This window comes from Frateuria sp. sgz306004, from assembly GCF_057750885.1.
Genome location: NZ_JBYLFE010000012.1, coordinates 1 through 20181 on the forward strand (window position 1 = coordinate 1; position 20181 = coordinate 20181).

Consider the following 20181-nt stretch of genomic DNA (forward strand, 5'->3'; position numbering starts at 1 on the left):
TTGCAGAACGTTTCCGTTTCCGCTTCGGAACATTTCGTTCCGAGTGAGCCGCTCATCTTACATCGTTTTTCCTGTCCGTCAACACCTTCAGCGAAATAATTTTTGCTTCAGGCCTTTCGGCGGCAACCCCGTGAGGATGAACTTCTCGTCGGGGCAGGAGCGAAATAATAGCGTGGCCTTTCGGATCTGGGAAGGGGTCTTCGCAATTTTTTTTCAGTGCGATGACATTCGCATGCCGGGCGGCACACTCCCGTATGGTTTCCTCTTGGTGAGCACTCTATATATGCAGCTCTTTGCCTCCTTGTTGTTCGCCGCGTCTGCCGCGTTGCCCGCAAGCGTGCAGGACACGACCACCGTGCAGTTGCGCAGTCATCGCTTTATTGCAGAGCTGGCAACCGACGATGCCCGTCGCGCACGTGGCCTGATGGCGCGCGTCGCGCTGGCGCCGGATCACGGGATGCTTTTCGTGTTCCCAGATACAGATGTCCGCTCGTTCTGGATGAAGAACACGCTCATCCCGCTGGACATCCTGTATTTCGATGCCCAACGGCAGCTGGTCTCGCTGCAGGCGAATGTGCCGCCCTGTAAGGCAGATCCCTGCCCTACGTATCCCAGCGCTGCGCCGGCGCGCTACGTATTGGAGCTGCCCGCGGGCACCGCAACGCGCATCGGCGTCAGGGCCAGGGACGTGTTGATGATCGAAGGGCCGGTGGGCCCGGTGCAGTGAGCGCCGGCCAAGTCATGCCTGCACGGTACGCCGACATGGTAGGGAACCAGGAACTCGGGACTGAGCCTTTCCAGCATGTCCCACTCGTCTTCGAACGGAATGAACTGTTGCATGGTGCTGCTCCTGCCAGGTTGCGCGACTTGGGGGAGTCGTGCGGGAGCATCTAAACAAACGGCCCGGTCCGTACGATGACGGAATCGGGCCGTTTGGGGGCAAGGTGGAGCAAAAATCAGTCGATTTCGATCATCTCGAAATCGTCTTTGGTGGCTCCGCAGTCCGGGCAGGTCCAGGTGTCGGGGACATCGGCCCAGCGGGTGCCCGGCTCGATGCCCTCGTCGGGCAGGCCAAGCGCTTCGTCATAGATAAAGCCGCAGACGACACACATCCATTTGCGCAGGGTGCCGGTTTCGTTGGTGCTCTGATTCATCGCAGGACTGCTTGCTATGGAGAATAAGTGCGGCATTCTCGCAACTCCCCCGCCGATGCGAAAGCGTATGGCGCAAGTCCTCCAGGAACGATTTCATGTACGCACGACTCCAGGGCCAAGGCCTTTATGTGATCACCGACGGCCCCCGCCCCAATTTACTGGACGCGGTCGCACAGGCGCTGGCCGGCGGCGCCCGGCTGCTGCAGTACCGGGACAAAACCGAGGACGCCGCCCGGCGTCTGGCGGAGGCCCAGGCGATTCGCGCGCTGTGCGCCGTCCACTCGGTTCCGATGATCGTGAACGACGACATCGCCCTGGCCTTGGCTGCCGGTGCGGATGGCGTACACCTGGGCGAGGATGACGGTGACCTACAGGCCGCCCGTGCTGTGCTTGGGTCACAGGCCATCATTGGCGTGTCCTGCTACGACTCGCTGGAACGTGCCCAGCAACTGGCCGCGGCGGGCGCCGACTACATCGCCTTTGGCGCGTTCTTTCCCTCGCCTACCAAGCCGCACGCGCGGCGCGCTTCGCTTGAGTTGCTGCGGCAGACCGCCGCGCTGGGCGTACCGCGGGTGGCGATCGGCGGCATCACGCCGGAAAATGCCAAGCTGCTGATAGATGCGGGCGCCGATTATCTGGCGGTCATTTCAGCCGTTTTTGGCGACGCGGACGTTCTCGGCGCCGCCGCGCGCTTCGCTCACCTCTTCACTAACGATTGAGAGCTTCACGATGACCACCAACCACGAACTGTTCCATCGCGCGCAGCAGCTGATGCCTGGCGGCGTGAATTCGCCCGTGCGCGCTTTCAAATCGGTGGGTGGCGAGCCTTTCTTCACCTCACGCGCCGATGGCGCCTACCTGTGGGATGTGGAGGGCAAGCGCTATATCGATTACGTGGGCTCGTGGGGGCCGATGATCGTAGGCCACAACCACCCCCATGTGCGGGAGGCGGTGGAGCGCGCGGTGAAGAACGGCCTTTCGTACGGCACGCCCTGCCCGGCCGAGGTGACCATGGCCGAGACCATCACTCGGCTCATCCCTTCGATCGATATGGTGCGCATGGTGAATTCGGGCACGGAGGCCACCATGTCCGCCATCCGCCTGGCGCGCGGCGCCACCGGCCGCAACCTGATCGTGAAGTTCGAAGGCTGCTATCACGGCCACGGTGACAGCTTCCTGGTGAAGGCGGGCTCCGGCGCACTCACTTTTGGCGTGCCGACCTCGCCAGGGGTGCCCAAGGCCAATGCCGATCTCACACTGACCCTGCCCTATAACGACCTGGACGCGGCCGTGCGTCTGTTCGACGAGCACGGTCACGATATCGCCGGCCTGATCATCGAGCCGGTCGCGGGCAACATGAACTGCATCCCGCCCAAGGACGGCTATCTGCAGGGTCTGCGTACGCTGTGCAGCAAGCACGGCGCGCTGCTGATCTTCGACGAAGTGATGACCGGCTTCCGCGTAGCGCTCGGCGGCGCCCAGGCTTATTACGGCGTCACGCCCGACCTGACGACCTTCGGCAAGATCATCGGCGGCGGCATGCCGGTGGGCGCCTACGGCGGTCGCCGCGACCTGATGCAACAGATCGCCCCGGCCGGCCCGATCTATCAAGCGGGCACGCTGTCGGGTAACCCGGTGGCGATGGCAGCAGGACTGGCGATGCTGGAACTTATCCAGGCACCGGGCTTTTACGACGCCCTGGCAGCCAAGACGCGCCTGCTCACCGATGGCCTGCAAGCCGTGGCCGATGGCGAAGGCGTGCCTTTCAGCGTGAATCGCGTGGGCGGCATGTTCGGCCTGTTCTTCACAGGCGAAAAGGTGGAGAGCTACGCGCAGGCGACCTCGGCCGATGCCGCCCTGTTCAACCGCTTCTTCCACGGCATGCTCGAGCGCGGCGTGTACCTCGCCCCCTCGGCATTCGAGGCGGGGTTTGTTTCCAGTGCGCACAGTGAACAGGATCTGGCCGACACGCTCGAAGCCGCCCGCGGCGCCCTGCGAGCAGCCCGCGGGGGATGAGTACACCCCTGCGCTGCGTGTTGTTCGACCTGGATGACGTACTGGTCGACTACCAGCGAGATGAACGTGTACGGCACCTGGCACAGGCTATCGGCCGTACGCCCGGTGCCGTGTGGGCTGCCATCTACGAGTCCGGCATCGAGGAGGCGGGAGACAGTGGCACCCTCGATGCCGTCGCGTACCTGCGCGCGTTGGGCGCCCAGCTTCGCTGCACAGTAAGCGCGGATGCCTGGACGGATGCCCGCCGCGCCGCAACCCGGCTGCGGCCAGACGTATGGGCGATGGCGCAGGCCGCGGGTAGGCGCCTGGAACTGGGCTTACTCACCAACAATGGCGTGTTGATGGCCGAGCGTCTCTCAGACATCGTGCCCGAACTATTTCCGCTGTTTGCCGGTAGGGCCTTTGCTTCTGCCCAGTTCGGTGCGCGCAAGCCCGATCCGCAGGTGTACCTGGCATGCCTGGCGCACCTGGGTGTAACGGCGGCGTCCACTCTGTTCGTGGACGACAACATCGACAATGTGGCCGGCGCACGGCAAGCGGGTCTCCAAGTCCACCACTTTCAGAACACGGCAGGGTTGCAGCACGCACTAACAGCTGCCGGGGCCCTTTGAGCCCTGCCTACCCTACGGCGCGTAGCGCTATGCTGGTCGCCATGGCACCAAAGAGACACGCATGAGCCGACAGCCGCCCTTCCCTTTCGATAGCGTGGTGCGACCTGCGCGCGACCATGGGTGGCGCGCCCGCTGGTTCCACATCATTTTCGGCCACGACGATCGGCCAGGGCGACTGTTCGACCTTGTGCTGATCGTGGCGATTCTCTCCAGCATTTTGGTGGCGGTGCTCGATACCGTGCAGGACCTGCATGTGCACTTCGAGCGCACCTTCTATGTGCTGGAGTGGATCTTCACCCTGGCCTTCACGTTCGAATACGTGATGCGCCTGCTGGTGGTGGCGCGTCCGCGCCGCTATGCCCTGAGCTTCTTCGGCGTCATTGATCTGTTGGCCGTGCTGCCCACCTACCTCAGCCTGCTGGTGGTCGGAAGCCAGTATTTACTGGTGATCCGCGCTGTACGCATTCTGCGCATCTTCCGCGTACTCAAGATGACCCGCTACGTGGGCGAAGCGGACATGCTGTGGTCCACGCTGCTGAAGTCGCGACGGAAGATCTTCATCTTCATCAGCACCATCCTTACCCTCGTGCTGATCTTCGGCGCGCTGATGTACCTGATCGAGGGTCCGCAGAACGGCTTCAGCAGCATCCCGCGCGCTATGTACTGGGCGGTGGTGACGATGACCACGGTGGGCTTTGGCGACATTACCCCGCACACCACGCTGGGGCAGATCCTCACTTCGCTGATTATGCTGGTGGGCTACAGCATCATCGCCGTGCCCACCGGCATCTTTGCCGCGGAGTTAGCGGCCGGCATTCGCGACGCGCGTCAACATGCGGCTTGCCCGCGATGCGACTTGCAAGGTCACCAAGCAGATGCCCGCTACTGTCGCGGTTGCGGCGCCGCACTGTCATCGGACAGCGAAGCGCCGACCGCGCGGCAATAACGCTCAGGCTGCCAGGTAGGCGCGCAGCGCGGCTTCCAGACGCTGCAGGCCTTCGGCGACGTCGGCGTCGGTGATGTTGAGCGCCGGCACGAAGCGCAGCACGTCCGGACCCGCCTGCAATAGCAGCAACCCGTGCGCGGCAGCGAAATCCAGGATGGTGCCGGCCTTGCCCTTGTGCGCTTCGCTCAGTACGGCACCGAGCATGAGGCCGCGTCCGCGCACTTCGTCGAACAGATGGAGCGAGTCGTTGATGCGCGCCACGCCGTCGCGCAGTGCCTGCGATTGGCGCGCCACGTTGGCCAACAGCTCGGGCGCCGACAGCTTGCGCAGTGCCACGCGCGCGACCGCCGCCGCCAGCGGGTTGCCGCCGAAGGTGGTGCCGTGCGCGCCAAACTGCATGACTTCGGCCACCTTGGGGCCCGCCAGCATGGCGCCGATGGGAAAGCCGCAGCCCAACGCCTTGGCCAGGGTGACGATGTCCGGCTTCACGCCGTCCTGCACGTAGGCGAACAACGTGCCCGTACGACCCATGCCGCACTGGATCTCGTCCAGCACCAGCAGGGCGTTGTACTGGTCGCACAGTTCGCGCACGCGCTGCAGGAAACCCGGTGCGGCAGGCACCACGCCGCCTTCACCCTGCACGGGCTCCAGCATCACAGCAGCTACGTCACCATGGGCAAAGGCGGCTTCCAGCTGGGCGACGTCGTTGAAATCCAGATAGCGAAAACCGCCCGGCAACGGCTCATAGCCTTCTTGGTACTTGGGCTGGGCAGTGGCGGTGACCGCCGCGAGCGTACGGCCGTGGAACGAGCCACGGAAGGTCACGATAACGCGCTTGCCTGCCTCGCGGCCCTGCGCGGTGGCCCACTTGCGCACCAACTTGATCGCCGCTTCGTTGGCCTCAGTGCCGGAGTTGCAGAAGAACACACGCTCGGCGAAACCAGAGGCACGCACCAGCTCTTCGGCCAGATGCAGCGGCGGCTCGCTGTAGAACACGTTGCTGGTGTGCCAAAGCTTGCCGGCCTGGGTGGTCAGCGCCGCCATAAGGTCCGGATCCTGATGACCCAGCGCATTCACCGCGATGCCGGCACCGAAATCCACGTATTCGCGGCCCAGGGTGTCCCACACACGCGCGCCCTTGCCGTGGTCCAGCACCACATCACGGGGTCGATACACCGGCAGCCAATAACGCTTACCGAGATCGATCAGGGACTGGGCGGACGGGTCTTGCGCGTGCATGTCGGAACTCCGGACCTCCCCGATGGGGCGGCGCCATAGATGCGTTGAGGATAGAAGCGGGGATGCGCCAACCGTTGCGGCGCAACATGCATCCTAAGGCCTGCCACTGGCGATTGCACCACGCGTGGCTCCCTCACCTGGACATGAAAGTGTGACTCAAAGGCTGTGCGCTGTATCAGTAGCGTTACAACAGCCCGAAAACCGCACAACGGCGCGACTTTCCGAGGGTTACCCGCGCCCTTGGCGCCGGCACGCTGTAACACCCCTTGCACGGCCACGCCCTGCTCAAAGCCCCATGCCATGCGGCTTCAGCCTTGTTTTACGCCATTCGTGCGGTTTGGCACGGCGATTGCTCGATTAGTCACGTACAGGCGGGAAGGGGGAAAGCCAGCTGCGACGACGCGCCGATCACTGTGGAACGGAGTGCCACGGCGGCGGATGCGACGCTTCTGGGTGGTCCAGGGCAACGTCGGCGCGACCATCGCAGCTGGCAACGGGAACAATCACGTCCGACCCACCGATGCCCCATGGGAAGGCGGGCGGGCAGTACCAGCAGGATTCCGCCGCAAGGCGGTGACGAGGGCGGTAACCCGGCAACCCCTGTGGCCGGGGCACCAATGGAAGCCCCCGACCCGTCCCCTGCGGGTCGGGGGCCTTCCTTTCGATGCCTGCGCAAACCGTCGACTCGTGTTGTCGACGGCCAGACTCAGCGGCGGGTGCTTGCGGCGACATGGCTGGGTCGGCGCCCAACCAGTCATGGTTTGGCGAGCATCCGCCACTGAGCCCGGTATTGGTCCAGGCATGTGTTGGGTCGTATCGAACGTCAGCGCAGCTCGTCCAGCGCCAACTGGTGTTTCTTGCACAGTCGGTAGATGGTCACCCTCGACACCTTCAGCCGGCGCGCACATTCACTCACATTGAAGCGGCTCTCCCGCAGGCAGGCGATCACTGCATCGCGCTCCGCCGCCACGCGAGTGTTCCCCAAGCTGGAGCGTGCCGCCTGGCGACTCATGACGTCGGACAGGTCGAGATCTTCCACGCTGATCAGCGGATCCTCGGCCACCACCGCGGCACGCTGCACGCGGTTCAATAGCTCGCGCACATTGCCTGGCCAAGTGAAATCGAGCATCGCACGCCTTGCACTGGCGCTGAAACCACGCGCCCGACTCGGGTGCGATTCGCGAAACGCATCCAGAAAGCGTTGCGCCAGCAACAGCACGTCGTCCTCACGCTCGCGCAACGCCGGCATGCGCAAGCGCAGAACGTTCAAGCGGTAATACAGATCCTCGCGGAAACGGCCTTGTTCAACGGCCTTTTCCAGATCCACGTGAGTGGCCGCGAGCACACGCACGTCCAGCTTGATGAGCTGACTGCTGCCGACGCGTTCGAGGGTGCCCTCTTGTAGGAAACGCAATAGGCTGGTTTGTGCATCCAGCGGCAGGTCGCCCACTTCGTCGAGAAACACCGTGCCACCGGCCGCGGTTTCAAAATGACCGATGCGTCGCGCGTTAGCCCCCGTGAAGGCGCCTCGCTCGTGACCGAACAGTTCCGACTGCACCAGATTCGGGGGCAGTGCGCCGCAGTTGATGGCGGCAAACGGACGATCGGCTCGCGCCGACAAGCCATGCAACGCCCGCGCAGCCACTTCCTTGCCAGTGCCGGTTTCGCCCGTGATCAACACCGGTAGCTCCACCGGCGCGTACTTGCGGATGCTGGCCACCACGTTGCGAATGGCGATGCTGTGACCGGTAACGCCAATGTCACCCGGCTCGGCCAGCGGTACCGGCTGGTCGCCGCCAATGCGCGCCAGCGTTTCCACCAAGCGTTCGAGGTCCACCGGCGTGGTGAAGTATTCGATGCTCGCTTCGAGGATACGATCGATGAGCGGATCCTGCGTAGGCATGTCGGGCGACACGAGCGACACCCACGGCAACCAGGGGTGGTCCTCCATCAATTGCGCCATCATCAAGGCCGATGCGGGCTCGCCCTGGCGCAAATCGGCCAGCGCCACCACGGTGTCATTGTTCCGCATGCCCACACCCGTCTGGGTAGCGGCATCGGCCACGCGCACGATCCATCCCGCCCTTGCGAGCTCCCCGCGTTCCGCATCGTCGGGTTGCCCAAACCAGACGACACAGCGTCTGGCTTCCTCCCTCAGAACAGCCATGGCTCCCCTCCCCCTCCCCTGTTCAGGGTCACAGGTTTCGGTCGGACGTAGCCAAGCCCTTGGCCACCCCTGGTCACCACGCCCGTCGCGAAAACTACACCGCGACCACCGTGAAAGTGTGATGCGTCTCACACAATATACAACTCCGTGCGTGACAGTCACTCGACAAACGGCGCATATCGACAGGCTTTAGGCCGTCTATCTGCCAGATGGCTAATGCCTATGGCCTAGCTGTCAGACACGCAGGCTCCCGCCATACTCGCCCGAGAACCAAGCGCAAGAACGCGCGGAGCGGGCGTGTCACCACACGCCCGTGTTGGGCATGGATGCCCAGGGTTCCCTCGGCGGTAATTCGCCATCCTGCAGCAATTCCACCGAAATCAGGTCCGGAGACCGCACAAAGGCCATATGGCCATCACGCGGCGGTCGGTTGATGGTGTAGCCCATCGCCTGCAAGTGCGCGCAGGTGGCGTAAATGTCCCGCACACGAAACGCCAGGTGGCCGAAGTTTCGGGCGCTGCCGTAATCCTCTGTCGAGCCCCAGTTATAGGTCAGCTCCAGCTCGGCATCGGGTGACTCGGGTGCCGCCAGGAAGATCAGCGTGAACTTGCCCGCGGCGTTCTCGATGCGTCGCTTTTCCACCAACCCTAGGCCTTCGCAGAAGAAGCGCAGACTGGCGTCGATGTCGCGGATGCGGATCATGGTGTGCAGGTATTTCATCGCGGACTCCAATGCGCGAGGCGATGCCTCAGGAAGACAGTAGCGGGCGCAAGCGTTCGGCCAGACGTTCCAGTTCATCGCGCGCCGTGGGCGCCGGCGCGCCCTGTGCGTAGACGCGCAACAGGCCGTCGGACACACGGCGCGGCTGCACATGCAGATGCACGTGCGGCACCTCCTGGCCGCCGGCAGCACCGTTGGACTGCCACAGATTGAGTCCAGGCGGGTCGAAGGCCTCACGCAAGGCACGCGCGACGCGGACACCTAGTTGCATCATCGCCCCGGCGCTGACTTCGTCCATGTCGTAGATCGTCGTGACATGGACACGCGGCACCACCAGCACATGCCCGGGCACCGCTTGGCGCACGTCCAGAAACGCTAGCGCCGACTCGTTCTGCGCCACCACGCTAGCCGGCAATCGACCGGCCACGATGGCGCAGAAAGGGCACTCGGCGTTCATCAGTCGAGGAACAGATCGGGTAGCGGCGATTGCGAGGCGTCCATGGCGTAAGGCGCAAAGTCGGACACACCCGCCTCACGCAACACCTCTTCGTCGATCAGGAAGTGGCCCGCGAAACCCTTGGCGGGCCGCGTCAGCACCGCATGCGCGGCATCGGCCACGATGCTGGGCTTGCGGCAACGCTCCAGCGGCACGCCGGGAATCATGTTGAGCGCATCGGTGGCAATGATGGTGCGTGGCCACAGTGCATTCACAGCCACGCCCTTGGCACCAAACTCGCCCGCCAGGCCGAGGGTAACAAAGCTCATGCCCATCTTGGCGAGCGTGTAGCCCGTGTGCGGCGCCCACCACTTGGCGTCGAGCGACGGCGGCGGCGCCAGCGTGAGGATGTGCGGGTTCTCGGCCTTCAGCAGATGTGGCAGGCACACTTGCGCGCAGAGGAAACTGCCTCGCGCGTTGACCTGCTGCATCAGGTCGAAGCGTTTCATGGGCGTATCCAACGCACCCGCCAGCCAGATGGCGCTGGCGTTGTTGACCAGGATGTCGATGCCGCCAAAGGCCTCCACCGTGGCCGCCACGGCAGCCTGCACCTCGTCTTCCTCGCGGATGTCGCATTTGATCGGCAATGCCTTGCCACCCGCGGCTTCGATCTCCGCCGCTGCGCTATGGATGGTGCCGGGCAACCTGGGGTTGGGCACGCTGCTCTTGGCGGCAATGGCGATGTTGGCGCCATCGCGCGCAGCGCGCAGCGCAATCGCCAGACCGATGCCGCGCGATGCGCCAGTGATGAACAAGGTTTTGCCAGCGAGACTGCTCATGGGAAATCCGCCTAGGTAGAGAGCGCCCAGTGTAGGAGCGCGCCCGGTACGCGCAAGGCCTGCAACCGCAGCAAGGCTTACGCGCGTTGGAAGCGCGGCAGGATGTCGCGAAGTTCCGACAGTCGTCGAACTGGATCGCTCAACTCCAACATGTGCTGGCGCTCGTCATCCTGCAGCGGCAGCAATTCGGCCAGGCGAAAGCCAACCCAGCTCGCGTCCTCATATCGATCGCGAGGTGCGTTGTGCCACTGAGGTGCCAGGTTCTCTACCAACCGTTCGAGGATGGTCTGCAACAACGCCAGCTCCACCGGCACAGTCGCGGCGGGTTCGTCAGGCCACATCTCCACGTCGCCGCGTACCAAACCGTCGGCCCTCACACGAGTGCGTGCCACGCGAAAGCGCGCGCCACCCTCGGCGAGGATGCCGAGCAAGCCGTCTTCGCGGTTATTGAAATCCACGATGTGGGCCAGCGTGCCAACGGCGGCCGGCGTAGCCGGTGTACCCGCCTCGCTACCGGACAGGATCAGGCACACGCCGAACGGCGTTGCCTTGCGCGCACACTCGCGCACCATATCCAGGTAACGCTGTTCGAAAATGCGCAGCGGCAATTGGCCGCCCGGATACAGCACGGTACCCAATGGGAACAGCGGCAGGTCGCGATAGGGAGACTGGGCAGCCATACCGGCCAGTGTAACGACTTACGTAGGCTCAGATTTTGATCGTCATCCCAGCGAATGCTGGGATCCAGCGCCTTTAAGCGCCTGAACGTAAAGGCACTGCATTACTGCTCTCGCCCCTTTTTGGGCTTCGCAGGAATGACGACCAAAATGTCGTTTAATCAGACCTTCCGTAGGGATGTGCTTATTCACTCGGCCCAAGCACAACCGCCACTGTCCGTTCGCAGATCACTGGCATGTCAGCTTTGCCGAACAGCCCGTCTTTCCGCGCCCGTAGCAAGCGCGGCGGACAGCCTGGACACCAGCGTGCCTAGGCTGGGTGAACTGGGTGAATCAATGCGGCCTAACTGCCGAGCACCTGGGCAAAACGCCGGGGCGCACCCTCAAAGCCACCGTTGGACATGAAGACCACGTGATCGCCTGCACGCACGTCGCGACGCAGCGCGTCGATAAGCGCGTCCACCGTGGGTACGGTGCTGCCGCGACCGCTAAGCGCACCGGTGACGCGGCCAGCGTCCCACGCCAGCTCAGGTCGATGCAGGAACACCACCTGGTCGGCATCGGCCAGCGACGGTGCGAGCGCTTCGGCGTGGGCACCCAGACGCATGGAATTGGAGCGCGGTTCCAGCGCCACCACAATGCGCGCCGACCCTACCTTGGCGCGCAGACCCGCCAGCGTGGTGGCGATGGCGGTGGGATGATGGGCAAAGTCGTCATACACGCGCACGCCAGCTGCCTCGCCCACTACTTCCATGCGGCGCTTGACGCTGCGGAACTCGGCGAAAGCGGGCAGCAATGCACGCGGATTGGCTCCAGCCGCCGTGGCGGCGGCGAGCGCAGCCAGCGCATTCATCACGCTGTGCTGGCCCATGAGCGACCAGTGAATCTCGCCCAGGCGTTCGCCCTGGTGGTGTACAGCAAAGGAAGAACCATCCGCCTCTAGCAACTCGGCCTGCCAGTCGCCCCGACCAATGCCGAAGGTTTCCACCGGCGTCCAGCAGCCCATCGCCAGCACCTGTTCCAGATACTTGTCGTGCGCGTTGACGATGAGGCGCCCGTTGCCAGGCACGGTACGCACCAAGTGATGGAACTGACGCTGGATCGCCGCGACGTCCGGGAAGATGTCCGCGTGGTCGTACTCGAGGTTATTGAGAATGGCGATGCGCGGACGGTAGTGCACGAACTTGGAGCGTTTGTCGAAGAACGCGCTGTCGTATTCGTCGGCCTCGATCACAAAAGGCTTACCGCTGCCCACGCGCGCCGACGTGTCGAAATTGCCAGGCACGCCGCCGATGAGAAAGCCCGGCGCCAGGCCGGCGCTTTCCAGCAAATGCGCCAGTAGACTGGTGGTGGTGGTCTTGCCGTGCGTGCCGGCTACAGCCAGCACTTCGCGCCCTTGCAGCAACGTGTCGCCCAGCCATTGCGGGCCGGACACGTAGCGCAGTTGCGCGTTGAGCATGTATTCCACAGCGGGATTACCACGCACCATCGCATTGCCCACGACCACTAAATCCGGCGCAGGCTGGAGATATTCGGCGCGGTAGCCATCCATCAAGCGGATACCCAGCGACTCCAATTGAGTGCTCATGGGTGGATAGACATTGGCGTCGGAACCCTCGACGGTGAGACCAAGCTCACGTGCCAGCGCGGCGACGCCGCCCATGAAGGTGCCGCAGATGCCGAGGATATGCAGGCGCATGTTCGTTCCGATTGCAGGGGCCACGGCCGGTGATAACGCGCGCCGGGGCCCAAAACCATCGGGCCGCCTTGCGGCGGCCCGGGAGATCAGCCGTTGGCGGTGGCCGTTTCGCTGGACAACGCCCGCTTGATGCGGCCGGTGACCTCGTTGAGTTCACCCACGCCATCGACCACCTGCAGCTTGCCACGACGGGCGAAGAAATCCGCCACCGGCGCGGTCTGCTCGGCGTAGACCTTCAGGCGGTCGCGCACCACAGCCGGATCGTCGTCCTTGCGGTGCTCGGCGGCGAAACGGATTTCGCAACGGCCGATGATCACCTCGTTGGGCACTTCCAGCTTCACCACGGCATCCAGTGGCTGGCCAATCTTGGCCAACAGGTGGTCCAGCGCGTCGGCCTGGGCCAAGTTGCGCGGGTAGCCATCGAGGATGAAACCGTTCTTCACATCATCCTGGGCCAGGCGCTCTTCGAGCATGGCGAGCAGGATGTCGTCCGAAACGAGGTTGCCGGCATCCATCACGGCCTTGGCCTTGAGGCCCGTAGGCGTGCCAGCCGCTACGGCCGCGCGCAGCATGTCGCCGGTCGAGATGTGCGGTACGCCGAGTTCCACCTTAAGGCGGGCTGCCTGGGTGCCTTTGCCCGAGCCGGGCGGACCGAGTAGGACGAGTCGCATAGTGCTCCAAGGTATCCCCGGGCCACCGCCGCTGGCGGCTCCCGCGGGAAGCGAGAAAAGTAGCGCTCAAAGTAGCTTCTGCAGCCAGTTACGTCAAACGACGACCTTAGTCGAAGAACGCCAATTCGTTGTTTCCAAAGGAGTTGCCGTGAAGAGCGCGTGCAGCCCATAGGGTGGCATTTGTCACACGATTAAGCTGCCAACACCCCAACCACGGAAACCCCGGACATGACGTCCCCACGCATCCACATTGTCACCCTTGGTGTCGACGACCTGCCTCGCGCCCGCTGCTTCTACGAGGCGCTGGGCTGGCGCACCTCTTCCACGAGCAACGACAACATCGCCTTCCTCACGGGTGGCGGCACGGTGCTGGCCTTGTATGGCCGCGCCGCACTGGCCGAAGACGCCCACTGCGAAAACGACCCCACCGGCTTCGCCGCCGTCACGCTCGCACGCAATGCCGCCTCCAAGGCGCAGGTAGATGCATGGTACGCAGAGGCGCTCAAGGCCGGCGCTCGCGCCGTCAAACCACCTCAAGAAGTGTTCTGGGGCGGCTACTCGGCGTACATCGCCGACCTCGACGATCACCTTTGGGAGTTCGCATTCAACCCCTTCTTCGTGTTTGATGAGCACGGCAACCTCGCCCTACCGGATTGAACCCACATGAAGCCGACCTCCAAGCCCCAAGGCCGTTTGCTGTACGCCCAGTCCGGCGGCGTCACCGCTGTCATTAACGCCACTGCCGCCGGCGTGATCGAGGCGGCGCGCGCGCAAGGCGTATCGGTCTATGCCGCGCGCAACGGCATTCTGGGCGCGCTACGCGAAGACCTGATCGACACCGGCAAGGAAACCAAAGCCGCCATCGCCGCACTGCGCCACACACCGGGCGGCGCCTTCGGCTCGTGCCGCTACAAGCTCAAATCGCTGGACACCCACCGTGCCGAGTACGAGCGCCTGATCGAGGTGTTCCGCGCTCACGACATTCGGTGGTTCCTCTACAACGGCGGCAACGACTCGGCCGATACCGCGCTGAAGATCTCGCAGCTCGGCAAGGCCATGGGTTACGACATCCGTTGCATTGGCGTGCCTAAGACAGTGGACAACGACCTCGCCGTTACCGATTGCTGCCCAGGCTTTGGCTCCGTTGCCAAATACATCGCCGTATCCACCCTGGAGGCGAGCCTGGATGTGGCCTCAATGGCAGACACCTCCACCAAGGTGTTCATCCTGGAAGTGATGGGGCGTCATGCAGGCTGGATCGCCGCTGCCGCCGGGCTTGCAGGCGAAGGTGCTGACGCGCCACCGCATGTGATCTTGTTTCCGGAGCGCGCCTTCGACGAGGAAGCCTTCCTGGCCAAGGTCAAGGCCACGGTGGAACGCGTAGGCTGGTGCACGGTGGTCGCTTCTGAAGGGCTACGCAACGCGCAAGGCCAGTTTCTGGCGGAGGCAGGCACGCGCGATGCATTCGGTCACAGCCAGCTCGGTGGCGTGGCACCGGTGCTCGCGGCGCTGGTGAAGGAGAAGCTCGGCTACAAGTACCACTGGGCACTGCCGGACTACCTGCAGCGCTCAGCGCGTCACCTGGCTTCCAACACCGATGCCGAGCAGGCTTACGCCGTGGGCAAGGCCGCGGTGACGTACGCCCTCGCGGGCATGAATGCGGTGATGCCGGTGATCGTGCGTACCAACGACGCACCATACCGCTGGAAGATCGAGCCTGCGCCACTCGCCAAGATCGCCAACCGCGAAAAGAAGATGCCGGCGAGCTTCCTCACCCGCGACGGCTTTGGCATCACCGCCGCCGCACGCCGCTATCTCGCCCCGCTGATCCAGGGCGAAGCCCCCGTGCCCTACGGCAAGCACGGCCTACCGCAATACGTGCAATTGAAGAACACGGCCGTCGCCAAGAAATGCGAGCCTTTCGACCACTAAGGAAGGCCTGATTAGTCGACCTTTGTTCGTCATTCCTGCAGAAGCAGGAATCCAGCGCCCCCACGTTCAGGGATTTACAAGCACTGGATCCCAGCTCTCGCCCCCCTTTTTTGGGGTTCGCTGGGATGACAGTCAAAATCAGAGCAGCCCTAAGCGGAAATATGCGCAGGCGCGCCGGCTTTATGCCGCCGCGCCTCGCCTTGCGCGCGCCATACGCAGATGGCGAAGGTTGGCAAGCACCTCGGCGGAGTTTCCGTCCTGCATGGCCCACTGCGCTTGCGCCTGCTGCCAGTGTTCCACCATGGCAGGGCTGGCAGCGCCACTCACTCGCCAGGCCTGCTCGCAATGTCGGCAGCCTTCGGCGTAACGCCCTTCGCGGAAGGCGCTTTGCGCCAGCAACCAGAGTGATTCCACATCCTCGGGACCGGCCAGCACGGCCAGGCAACGTGCGTAGACACCGTGGTCTCGGGTGTCGCCCAACGCCAGCAACGAGGCAAGCACTACGCGCAACGCATCCATGGCCAGCGATGGCACGCTGGTGAGCGGCACAGCCAGCTCTGCCGCCTGCCGATACGACGCGTCGGCGGTGGATGCATCGGCCCGCTGGGCCAGCGCCAACGCAATGCGCGCCGCGCGCAAGCGCACCTCAGCTTCCTGCTCCAGGTAAGGCGCCAGCGCCGCTTCGGCCTGGGCCAGCAAAGCTGCCGGCACCGAAACGCGTTCAGTCTTAACTCGCGACAAGGCGATATCGGACATTGCTCGAGCGCGCGACAAACCCTCCGTGGAAGATGACGGAAGGCGCGCAATGATGCTTTCCGCTTCCGCGTAGCGCTCCGAAGCCGCCGTACCGGACGAGGATTCCGCCATTACGCAAAGCATGTCCACCCAGGCTTCGAGCACCGAGGGGGCCTGTTCCGTCTGCATGACGGCGTGATACTTGGCATGCAGCTGTCGCAGATGGAGGCGACGTGCGGTCACGTTGCGCTGCACGTGATCCGTCACCAGCAACTCGGTGCGCATGACCGCAACCTGCCAGCGCGCCATATCCGCAGGCTTGCTGGCCAGGCCGCGCAACTGGATGTCCTGCGCCTCCTGCAATCGCGCCGCGACATGACCTGCCGCGTCGGTACCGACCGCGGCCTGCAAGGTCTGCTGCAACAGCCAGGCCGCGTCCGAGTCAGGCAACGCACCAGCGTTAAGCGCCTTGCGGAGGACCGCCTCCGCATCGCGCAGCAAGTCCGGATCCACACTCGGACCGATCTGCGCGCGGTTGTGGCATGCCTGCCCCAGCAGCACCAACAGCGCCTCGTCTTCCTCGCCCGAGGCATGCACTTGTTCCAGGTGGTCGATGCCCATATCCAGCAGCCGGGCACGATCCATCTCGTCCACGGTAATACCCGCCTGCGCCAGCAGCGCCTGACTCAGACGGCGCCGGATCGACAGGTCCTCGGGCTGACGCTGCAGGCGATGACTCAGCTGCTCGACCACCCGCGCATGCTCGGAATGGATGAATGCCGAGGTGCCCGCCGGCAAGCCCGGCGACCCCGCGACTTCCGGACGCGGAGCGATGTCCTTGCCAGGACCGGACCGATCGTCTTCTTCCCGATCGGTCGCCAATGGCGCTCGCAAGCTGGCAATCAAGCGACTCGGCGGGAGCGGCAACTCCATGGTGCTCGACCCGGTCGCCACGCGAAGCACGGTGCCGCCGCCCTCCATACGCTGGAAAGCCAGCTTGGGTTCCAGATGCTTGCCAATGTAGGCAATGCCGGGCAACGCACCCATGTTGAATGCATAGCGAACGCGCCGGCCATCCGAGGCCTCGCTCTTCGGCGCGGGTGGGCGCTTCGCTTCCAACGTCGGCTTTGCCGGAGTTACCGGGCGTTTGCGCTCTGGGCGAGCGACCGCATCCCCTCCGGAAGGAGCTTCCGCGACAGGTGCAAGCACGCTCCTGCGTTCCGGACCGTCGGACTCCTCACCCTGCACGGGCGCAGACTCGATGGAATTCGGCGTGCTCTTGTCGGCCGCCGCATGCACAGGCGGCGCCGAAGATGCAGGCACCGTATCGACCGACTCGACCACAAGCGTCTCTACGACGTCGTTGTCGTTGCCAGTGTTGGCCTCGTGCGCTGGGGCGGCAACCGTGATTTCCGGGGAGCGCTCGGCCATGGGGGGCGCCACCGGCTCCACCTGAGACGCAACCGACGTAGACAGCTCCGGCGGCAGACTGTCTTCGGATGGCTGTGAGGGCGACTCGGTCTTTTCCTCCGGCGATGCAACCGCGTGCGCGGGGTCAACCTGCGTAGCGGTCGCAGCGGCAGCGTCCACAACAGGTGTCGACGGAGCGATAGTCATCGCCTCGCCCGTAACCGGCGATGCGTCTGGCGCGGGCCCTTCTGGCTGCTCGCTGCTCACGGGAGGCTGTACTGGCTTGCTCGGCTGGCTCGAATCCCCGCGCTTGCCTTCCAATGCCTGGTGGACCTTGTCTGCGAAGGCGGCATCTTCTGGCACGTGCAGATCGCTATCGAAGTCGTAGTCCAGCAGCGATGGTGCACGGCGCTCACCTTGAGGCTGCGCTGCTTTCGCGCGCTCAGCGCGCGCTCGGCGAACGCTCGCTCGCCACAGCAGTAAGCCGGCCACCAGGCCAAGCACCAACAATGTGATCCAGCTGATTGTGTGCAGCATGGGCCGCATCTCCATCGAACGGTTGGGTAAAGCACAACAAGGGGTAATGGCGACCATCTGCGTCGATGCCCGCGCCGCAGCATCGCGAACGTTCCTGGAGGACTCTCGCGCCAGCTGGTGCCTGGCCAACTGGATATCCCGTACCGCAAGGTTCGCGGTCGACAGCACACCAGCACTGACCGCTCCCTGGTCACCCACACCTCGCGCCGCCTTGGTCACCTTGCGGCCAGCGTTGAGTTGCGGTCCGGCGGCGCCACTCGCCGCTTGAACACGAGTGTCAGGCGACGCCGGTCTCCCGGCATCGCCATGAGGTCCCTTCGTTGAGACCGGACCCGCTGCGGAAGCCTGGGGCTGACCTGCCTCACCACCGACGAACGCGCAGGCCGCGACAGCCATGCACACAGCGCTCAGCAGCAGCAGTAGGGTCAGGCCCGACCTGCGGCTTGAATCGCGCGTCCCTGCGCAAGGCTCCATGGATTCCCCCGGCGTCTGGTTACAGTTCCGTCAGGTGTGCCAGGTCCACCGACTTGTCCTGGTGGGCTGCAATGACGTTCTGGCTCACCCAGCCCGGGAAAATGTTGGTGGCACTGCTGTTGAAGTTGTCGGTGCTGTACAGGTAAGGCAGATGCGACCAGCAGCGATAACCCAGGGCCTTCAGCGCCGCGATTTCCTTGGTGGCCATGTCGGCCGTGGAGAGGCGGAAATAGATCAGCGGCTGTTGGTCGCGGATGGTCTTCTCGGCCCCCGAAAGCAGCGGCAGCAGGCCGCCCGACTGATTGACCTTGATGAGGTGCAGCGGGCTGAGCTTGAGTGCGTCGACGGCGGTCTGCTGCGAGGCTTCCTCAGGCTGGGTATCCGTAGCACCCAGCGTGACGTCCCGACGCGCATCGCCCAGCGAGGCGTGCAGCGGGTAGACATTACCCAGATGGTTCAGCGCCAACGCCGAGCACAGCGCGATATGGCCGAAGCGACGCGGCTCCACCACGTGAACCTGACCCTTGTGACCCACCATCTGCGAAAGCCACAGCGTATGGGCGCCCAGCTCTGCGCCGTACTCAAGCACCGTCTGCCCCTCTTCGAGCAGGGCGCCGAGCACGTCCAACTCCTGCTCCACCCACTCGCCGTACGTGGTAAGCGAACGGGCCAGTGCCGATTCCGAGGTAGGCGCCAGCATCACGCCGTAGCGTGTCTGCAGCATGGGGATCGTCGGAAGCATGGCTTGCCGAGAGGCGATATCGGCCTGAGATGCGGCTGCAAGACCGCCGGTGTTGCTCTGATTCATGGGATCACTCACTCAAAAAGGGATGGATGGCCAGGGGGTACGAGTCGGGCACCTGCATCCACCCGATGCCAGCGCCGTAGATCCCCAACATTCGGGATCGGCGAGCCGACTATCAGGAGCGAGGAACGGCGCCAAACCTCAAGTGCCGTTGCTTTGATGCCCACGCGTCCGTGCCGTTAAAGCGCTGCATCGCGGCTTCGCCTAAAGCAAAGTCGGTGCACAACCGGGACGATAGCCAATGGGGCCGGGGCATAAATATGGGATTATTCTGATGCGGGGGCAGGAATATCACCGCATTCACGATCCTGCTGTCTGGCCGAGCCCTTCATTCAATCATTCGGCAGCTCGACATCGGGCCGGCCTCCGCCCCTTCGACGCGCTCGCCTGAGATCAGGCAGCCACCCCAACGCACTCCCTGAACCATCGCCGTGCGACGCATGAGTCGCGGCTGAAAGTGTGGTCAGCGTTTACCTGGAATCGCTACTTCCATTCAGACGCAGGTTTCTACGATGGCCACGCCTGGTCAAGCACGCCTCGTGGCGTGTCCAGAGCGCCGAGGAGGTTGCGATGAAAGCCCTAACCCGCATGCTCGTGGCATTGGCCTTGCTCGCCGGCACCGGCGCGGCGATGGCCGACCCGTGGCACGACCACGACCGGGGCCGTAACCGCGATGGTCACTATGATCGCGACCGAGGCCATGATCGGGGCGACTGGCGGGACCGCGGCGACTGGCGCCGTGATCGCGACCGCCACGACTATTGGGAGCGCCGCTACTACAGCGACCGCACCTACTACGGCCGCCCCCACTGGCAGCGCGGCTATCGCTACGACGGCCCGATGTACATCGTGAACGACTATCGCGGCTACCGCCTGGCCCCGCCACCGTACGGCTACCGCTGGGTGCGCAACGACAACAACTACCTGCTGGTGTCCATCGGCGACAACATCATCCTGGACATGGTGATTCGCTAACCCTGCCCCGCAGGTTGCCCCCAAGGCGGCGCCCTAGGCGCCGCTTTTTTTGTGCGCCATGTTCGCCACCCGCTGCGCCGCACAACACGACTGTCGTCAACCTTTGCCTATACTCGGCCCAGACCGCCCGCAAGGGCG

The 20181-nt window shown here is 64.2% G+C and carries 19 protein-coding genes; 8 read left to right on the plus strand and 11 right to left on the minus strand.

Annotated features, from left to right (window positions below; genetic code table 11):
• The first annotated feature begins 283 nt into the window (after window positions 1–283).
• Window positions 284–727, plus strand: coding sequence for a DUF192 domain-containing protein (locus AC3G2C_RS19090; protein WP_488386285.1), 444 nt, complete (start codon window positions 284–286; stop codon window positions 725–727).
• Window positions 728–956: 229 nt separating this feature from the next.
• Here AC3G2C_RS19090 and AC3G2C_RS19095 read toward each other — a convergent pair whose 3' ends face one another.
• On the minus strand, window positions 957–1154 hold the full coding sequence (locus AC3G2C_RS19095) for a rubredoxin (protein WP_019465029.1): 198 nt from the start codon (window positions 1152–1154) through the stop codon (window positions 957–959).
• A gap of 95 nt (window positions 1155–1249) precedes the next feature.
• Between AC3G2C_RS19095 and thiE the strand changes: the two genes are divergently transcribed.
• From thiE to AC3G2C_RS19115, 4 genes are all read left to right on the plus strand, one after another.
• Window positions 1250–1873 (plus strand): thiamine phosphate synthase, encoded by a 624-nt coding sequence (thiE, locus tag AC3G2C_RS19100; protein ID WP_488386211.1) that lies wholly within the window; start codon window positions 1250–1252, stop codon window positions 1871–1873.
• Window positions 1874–1883: 10 nt separating this feature from the next.
• Window positions 1884–3170 (plus strand): glutamate-1-semialdehyde 2,1-aminomutase, encoded by a 1287-nt coding sequence (gene hemL, locus AC3G2C_RS19105; protein WP_488386212.1) that lies wholly within the window; start codon window positions 1884–1886, stop codon window positions 3168–3170.
• The gene (locus tag AC3G2C_RS19110) at window positions 3167–3781 is read left to right on the plus strand and encodes an HAD family hydrolase (RefSeq protein ID WP_488386213.1); all 615 of its coding nucleotides are present in this window, start codon (window positions 3167–3169) and stop codon (window positions 3779–3781) included. The genes hemL and AC3G2C_RS19110 overlap by 4 nt, the downstream gene beginning before the upstream one ends.
• Before the next feature lie 61 nt (window positions 3782–3842).
• Window positions 3843–4727: an ion transporter gene (locus AC3G2C_RS19115; protein ID WP_488386214.1), complete on the plus strand. Its 885-nt coding sequence runs from the start codon at window positions 3843–3845 to the stop codon at window positions 4725–4727.
• 3 nt (window positions 4728–4730) lie between these two features.
• On the opposite strand, the gene AC3G2C_RS19120 is transcribed toward AC3G2C_RS19115, so the two are convergent.
• The 8 genes from AC3G2C_RS19120 to AC3G2C_RS19155 all read right to left on the minus strand — a co-directional run bounded on the left by AC3G2C_RS19120 (window position 4731) and on the right by AC3G2C_RS19155 (window position 13175).
• On the minus strand, window positions 4731–5966 hold the full coding sequence (locus tag AC3G2C_RS19120; RefSeq protein WP_488386215.1) for an acetylornithine transaminase: 1236 nt from the start codon (window positions 5964–5966) through the stop codon (window positions 4731–4733).
• 823 nt (window positions 5967–6789) lie between these two features.
• Window positions 6790–8133: a sigma-54 dependent transcriptional regulator gene (locus AC3G2C_RS19125; RefSeq protein ID WP_488386216.1), complete on the minus strand. Its 1344-nt coding sequence runs from the start codon at window positions 8131–8133 to the stop codon at window positions 6790–6792.
• 300 nt (window positions 8134–8433) lie between these two features.
• On the minus strand, window positions 8434–8853 hold the full coding sequence (locus tag AC3G2C_RS19130) for a VOC family protein (RefSeq protein WP_488386217.1): 420 nt from the start codon (window positions 8851–8853) through the stop codon (window positions 8434–8436).
• 28 nt (window positions 8854–8881) lie between these two features.
• Complete coding sequence (locus tag AC3G2C_RS19135) at window positions 8882–9310, minus strand: HIT family protein (RefSeq protein ID WP_488386218.1); 429 nt, start codon at window positions 9308–9310, stop codon at window positions 8882–8884.
• Entirely contained in the window at window positions 9310–10128 is an 819-nt protein-coding gene (locus tag AC3G2C_RS19140) for an SDR family oxidoreductase (RefSeq protein WP_488386219.1), read from the minus strand. The genes AC3G2C_RS19135 and AC3G2C_RS19140 overlap by 1 nt, the downstream gene beginning before the upstream one ends.
• A 77-nt stretch (window positions 10129–10205) precedes the next feature.
• Window positions 10206–10808 (minus strand): LON peptidase substrate-binding domain-containing protein, encoded by a 603-nt coding sequence (locus AC3G2C_RS19145; RefSeq protein ID WP_488386220.1) that lies wholly within the window; start codon window positions 10806–10808, stop codon window positions 10206–10208.
• Between the two features lie 340 nt (window positions 10809–11148).
• The gene (mpl, locus tag AC3G2C_RS19150; RefSeq protein ID WP_488386221.1) at window positions 11149–12504 is read right to left on the minus strand and encodes a UDP-N-acetylmuramate:L-alanyl-gamma-D-glutamyl-meso-diaminopimelate ligase; all 1356 of its coding nucleotides are present in this window, start codon (window positions 12502–12504) and stop codon (window positions 11149–11151) included.
• 86 nt (window positions 12505–12590) lie between these two features.
• Window positions 12591–13175: an adenylate kinase gene (locus tag AC3G2C_RS19155; protein ID WP_488386222.1), complete on the minus strand. Its 585-nt coding sequence runs from the start codon at window positions 13173–13175 to the stop codon at window positions 12591–12593.
• Between the two features lie 228 nt (window positions 13176–13403).
• Here AC3G2C_RS19155 and AC3G2C_RS19160 point away from each other — a divergent pair, with 228 nt between their 5' ends.
• Together AC3G2C_RS19160 and AC3G2C_RS19165 are read left to right on the plus strand one after the other, a co-directional pair.
• Window positions 13404–13832: a VOC family protein gene (locus AC3G2C_RS19160; RefSeq protein WP_488386223.1), complete on the plus strand. Its 429-nt coding sequence runs from the start codon at window positions 13404–13406 to the stop codon at window positions 13830–13832.
• Between the two features lie 6 nt (window positions 13833–13838).
• Window positions 13839–15107 (plus strand): 6-phosphofructokinase, encoded by a 1269-nt coding sequence (locus AC3G2C_RS19165; RefSeq protein ID WP_488386224.1) that lies wholly within the window; start codon window positions 13839–13841, stop codon window positions 15105–15107.
• Window positions 15108–15287: 180 nt separating this feature from the next.
• Here AC3G2C_RS19165 and AC3G2C_RS19170 read toward each other — a convergent pair whose 3' ends face one another.
• Window positions 15288–18263 (minus strand): hypothetical protein, encoded by a 2976-nt coding sequence (locus AC3G2C_RS19170; protein WP_488386225.1) that lies wholly within the window; start codon window positions 18261–18263, stop codon window positions 15288–15290.
• Window positions 18264–18282: 19 nt separating this feature from the next.
• The gene (locus AC3G2C_RS19175) at window positions 18283–19071 is read right to left on the minus strand and encodes a class I SAM-dependent methyltransferase (protein WP_488386226.1); all 789 of its coding nucleotides are present in this window, start codon (window positions 19069–19071) and stop codon (window positions 18283–18285) included.
• A gap of 567 nt (window positions 19072–19638) precedes the next feature.
• On the opposite strand from AC3G2C_RS19175, the gene AC3G2C_RS19180 reads away from it, so the two are divergent.
• The gene (locus AC3G2C_RS19180) at window positions 19639–20043 is read left to right on the plus strand and encodes an RcnB family protein (RefSeq protein ID WP_488386227.1); all 405 of its coding nucleotides are present in this window, start codon (window positions 19639–19641) and stop codon (window positions 20041–20043) included.
• Window positions 20044–20181: the final 138 nt, after the last annotated feature.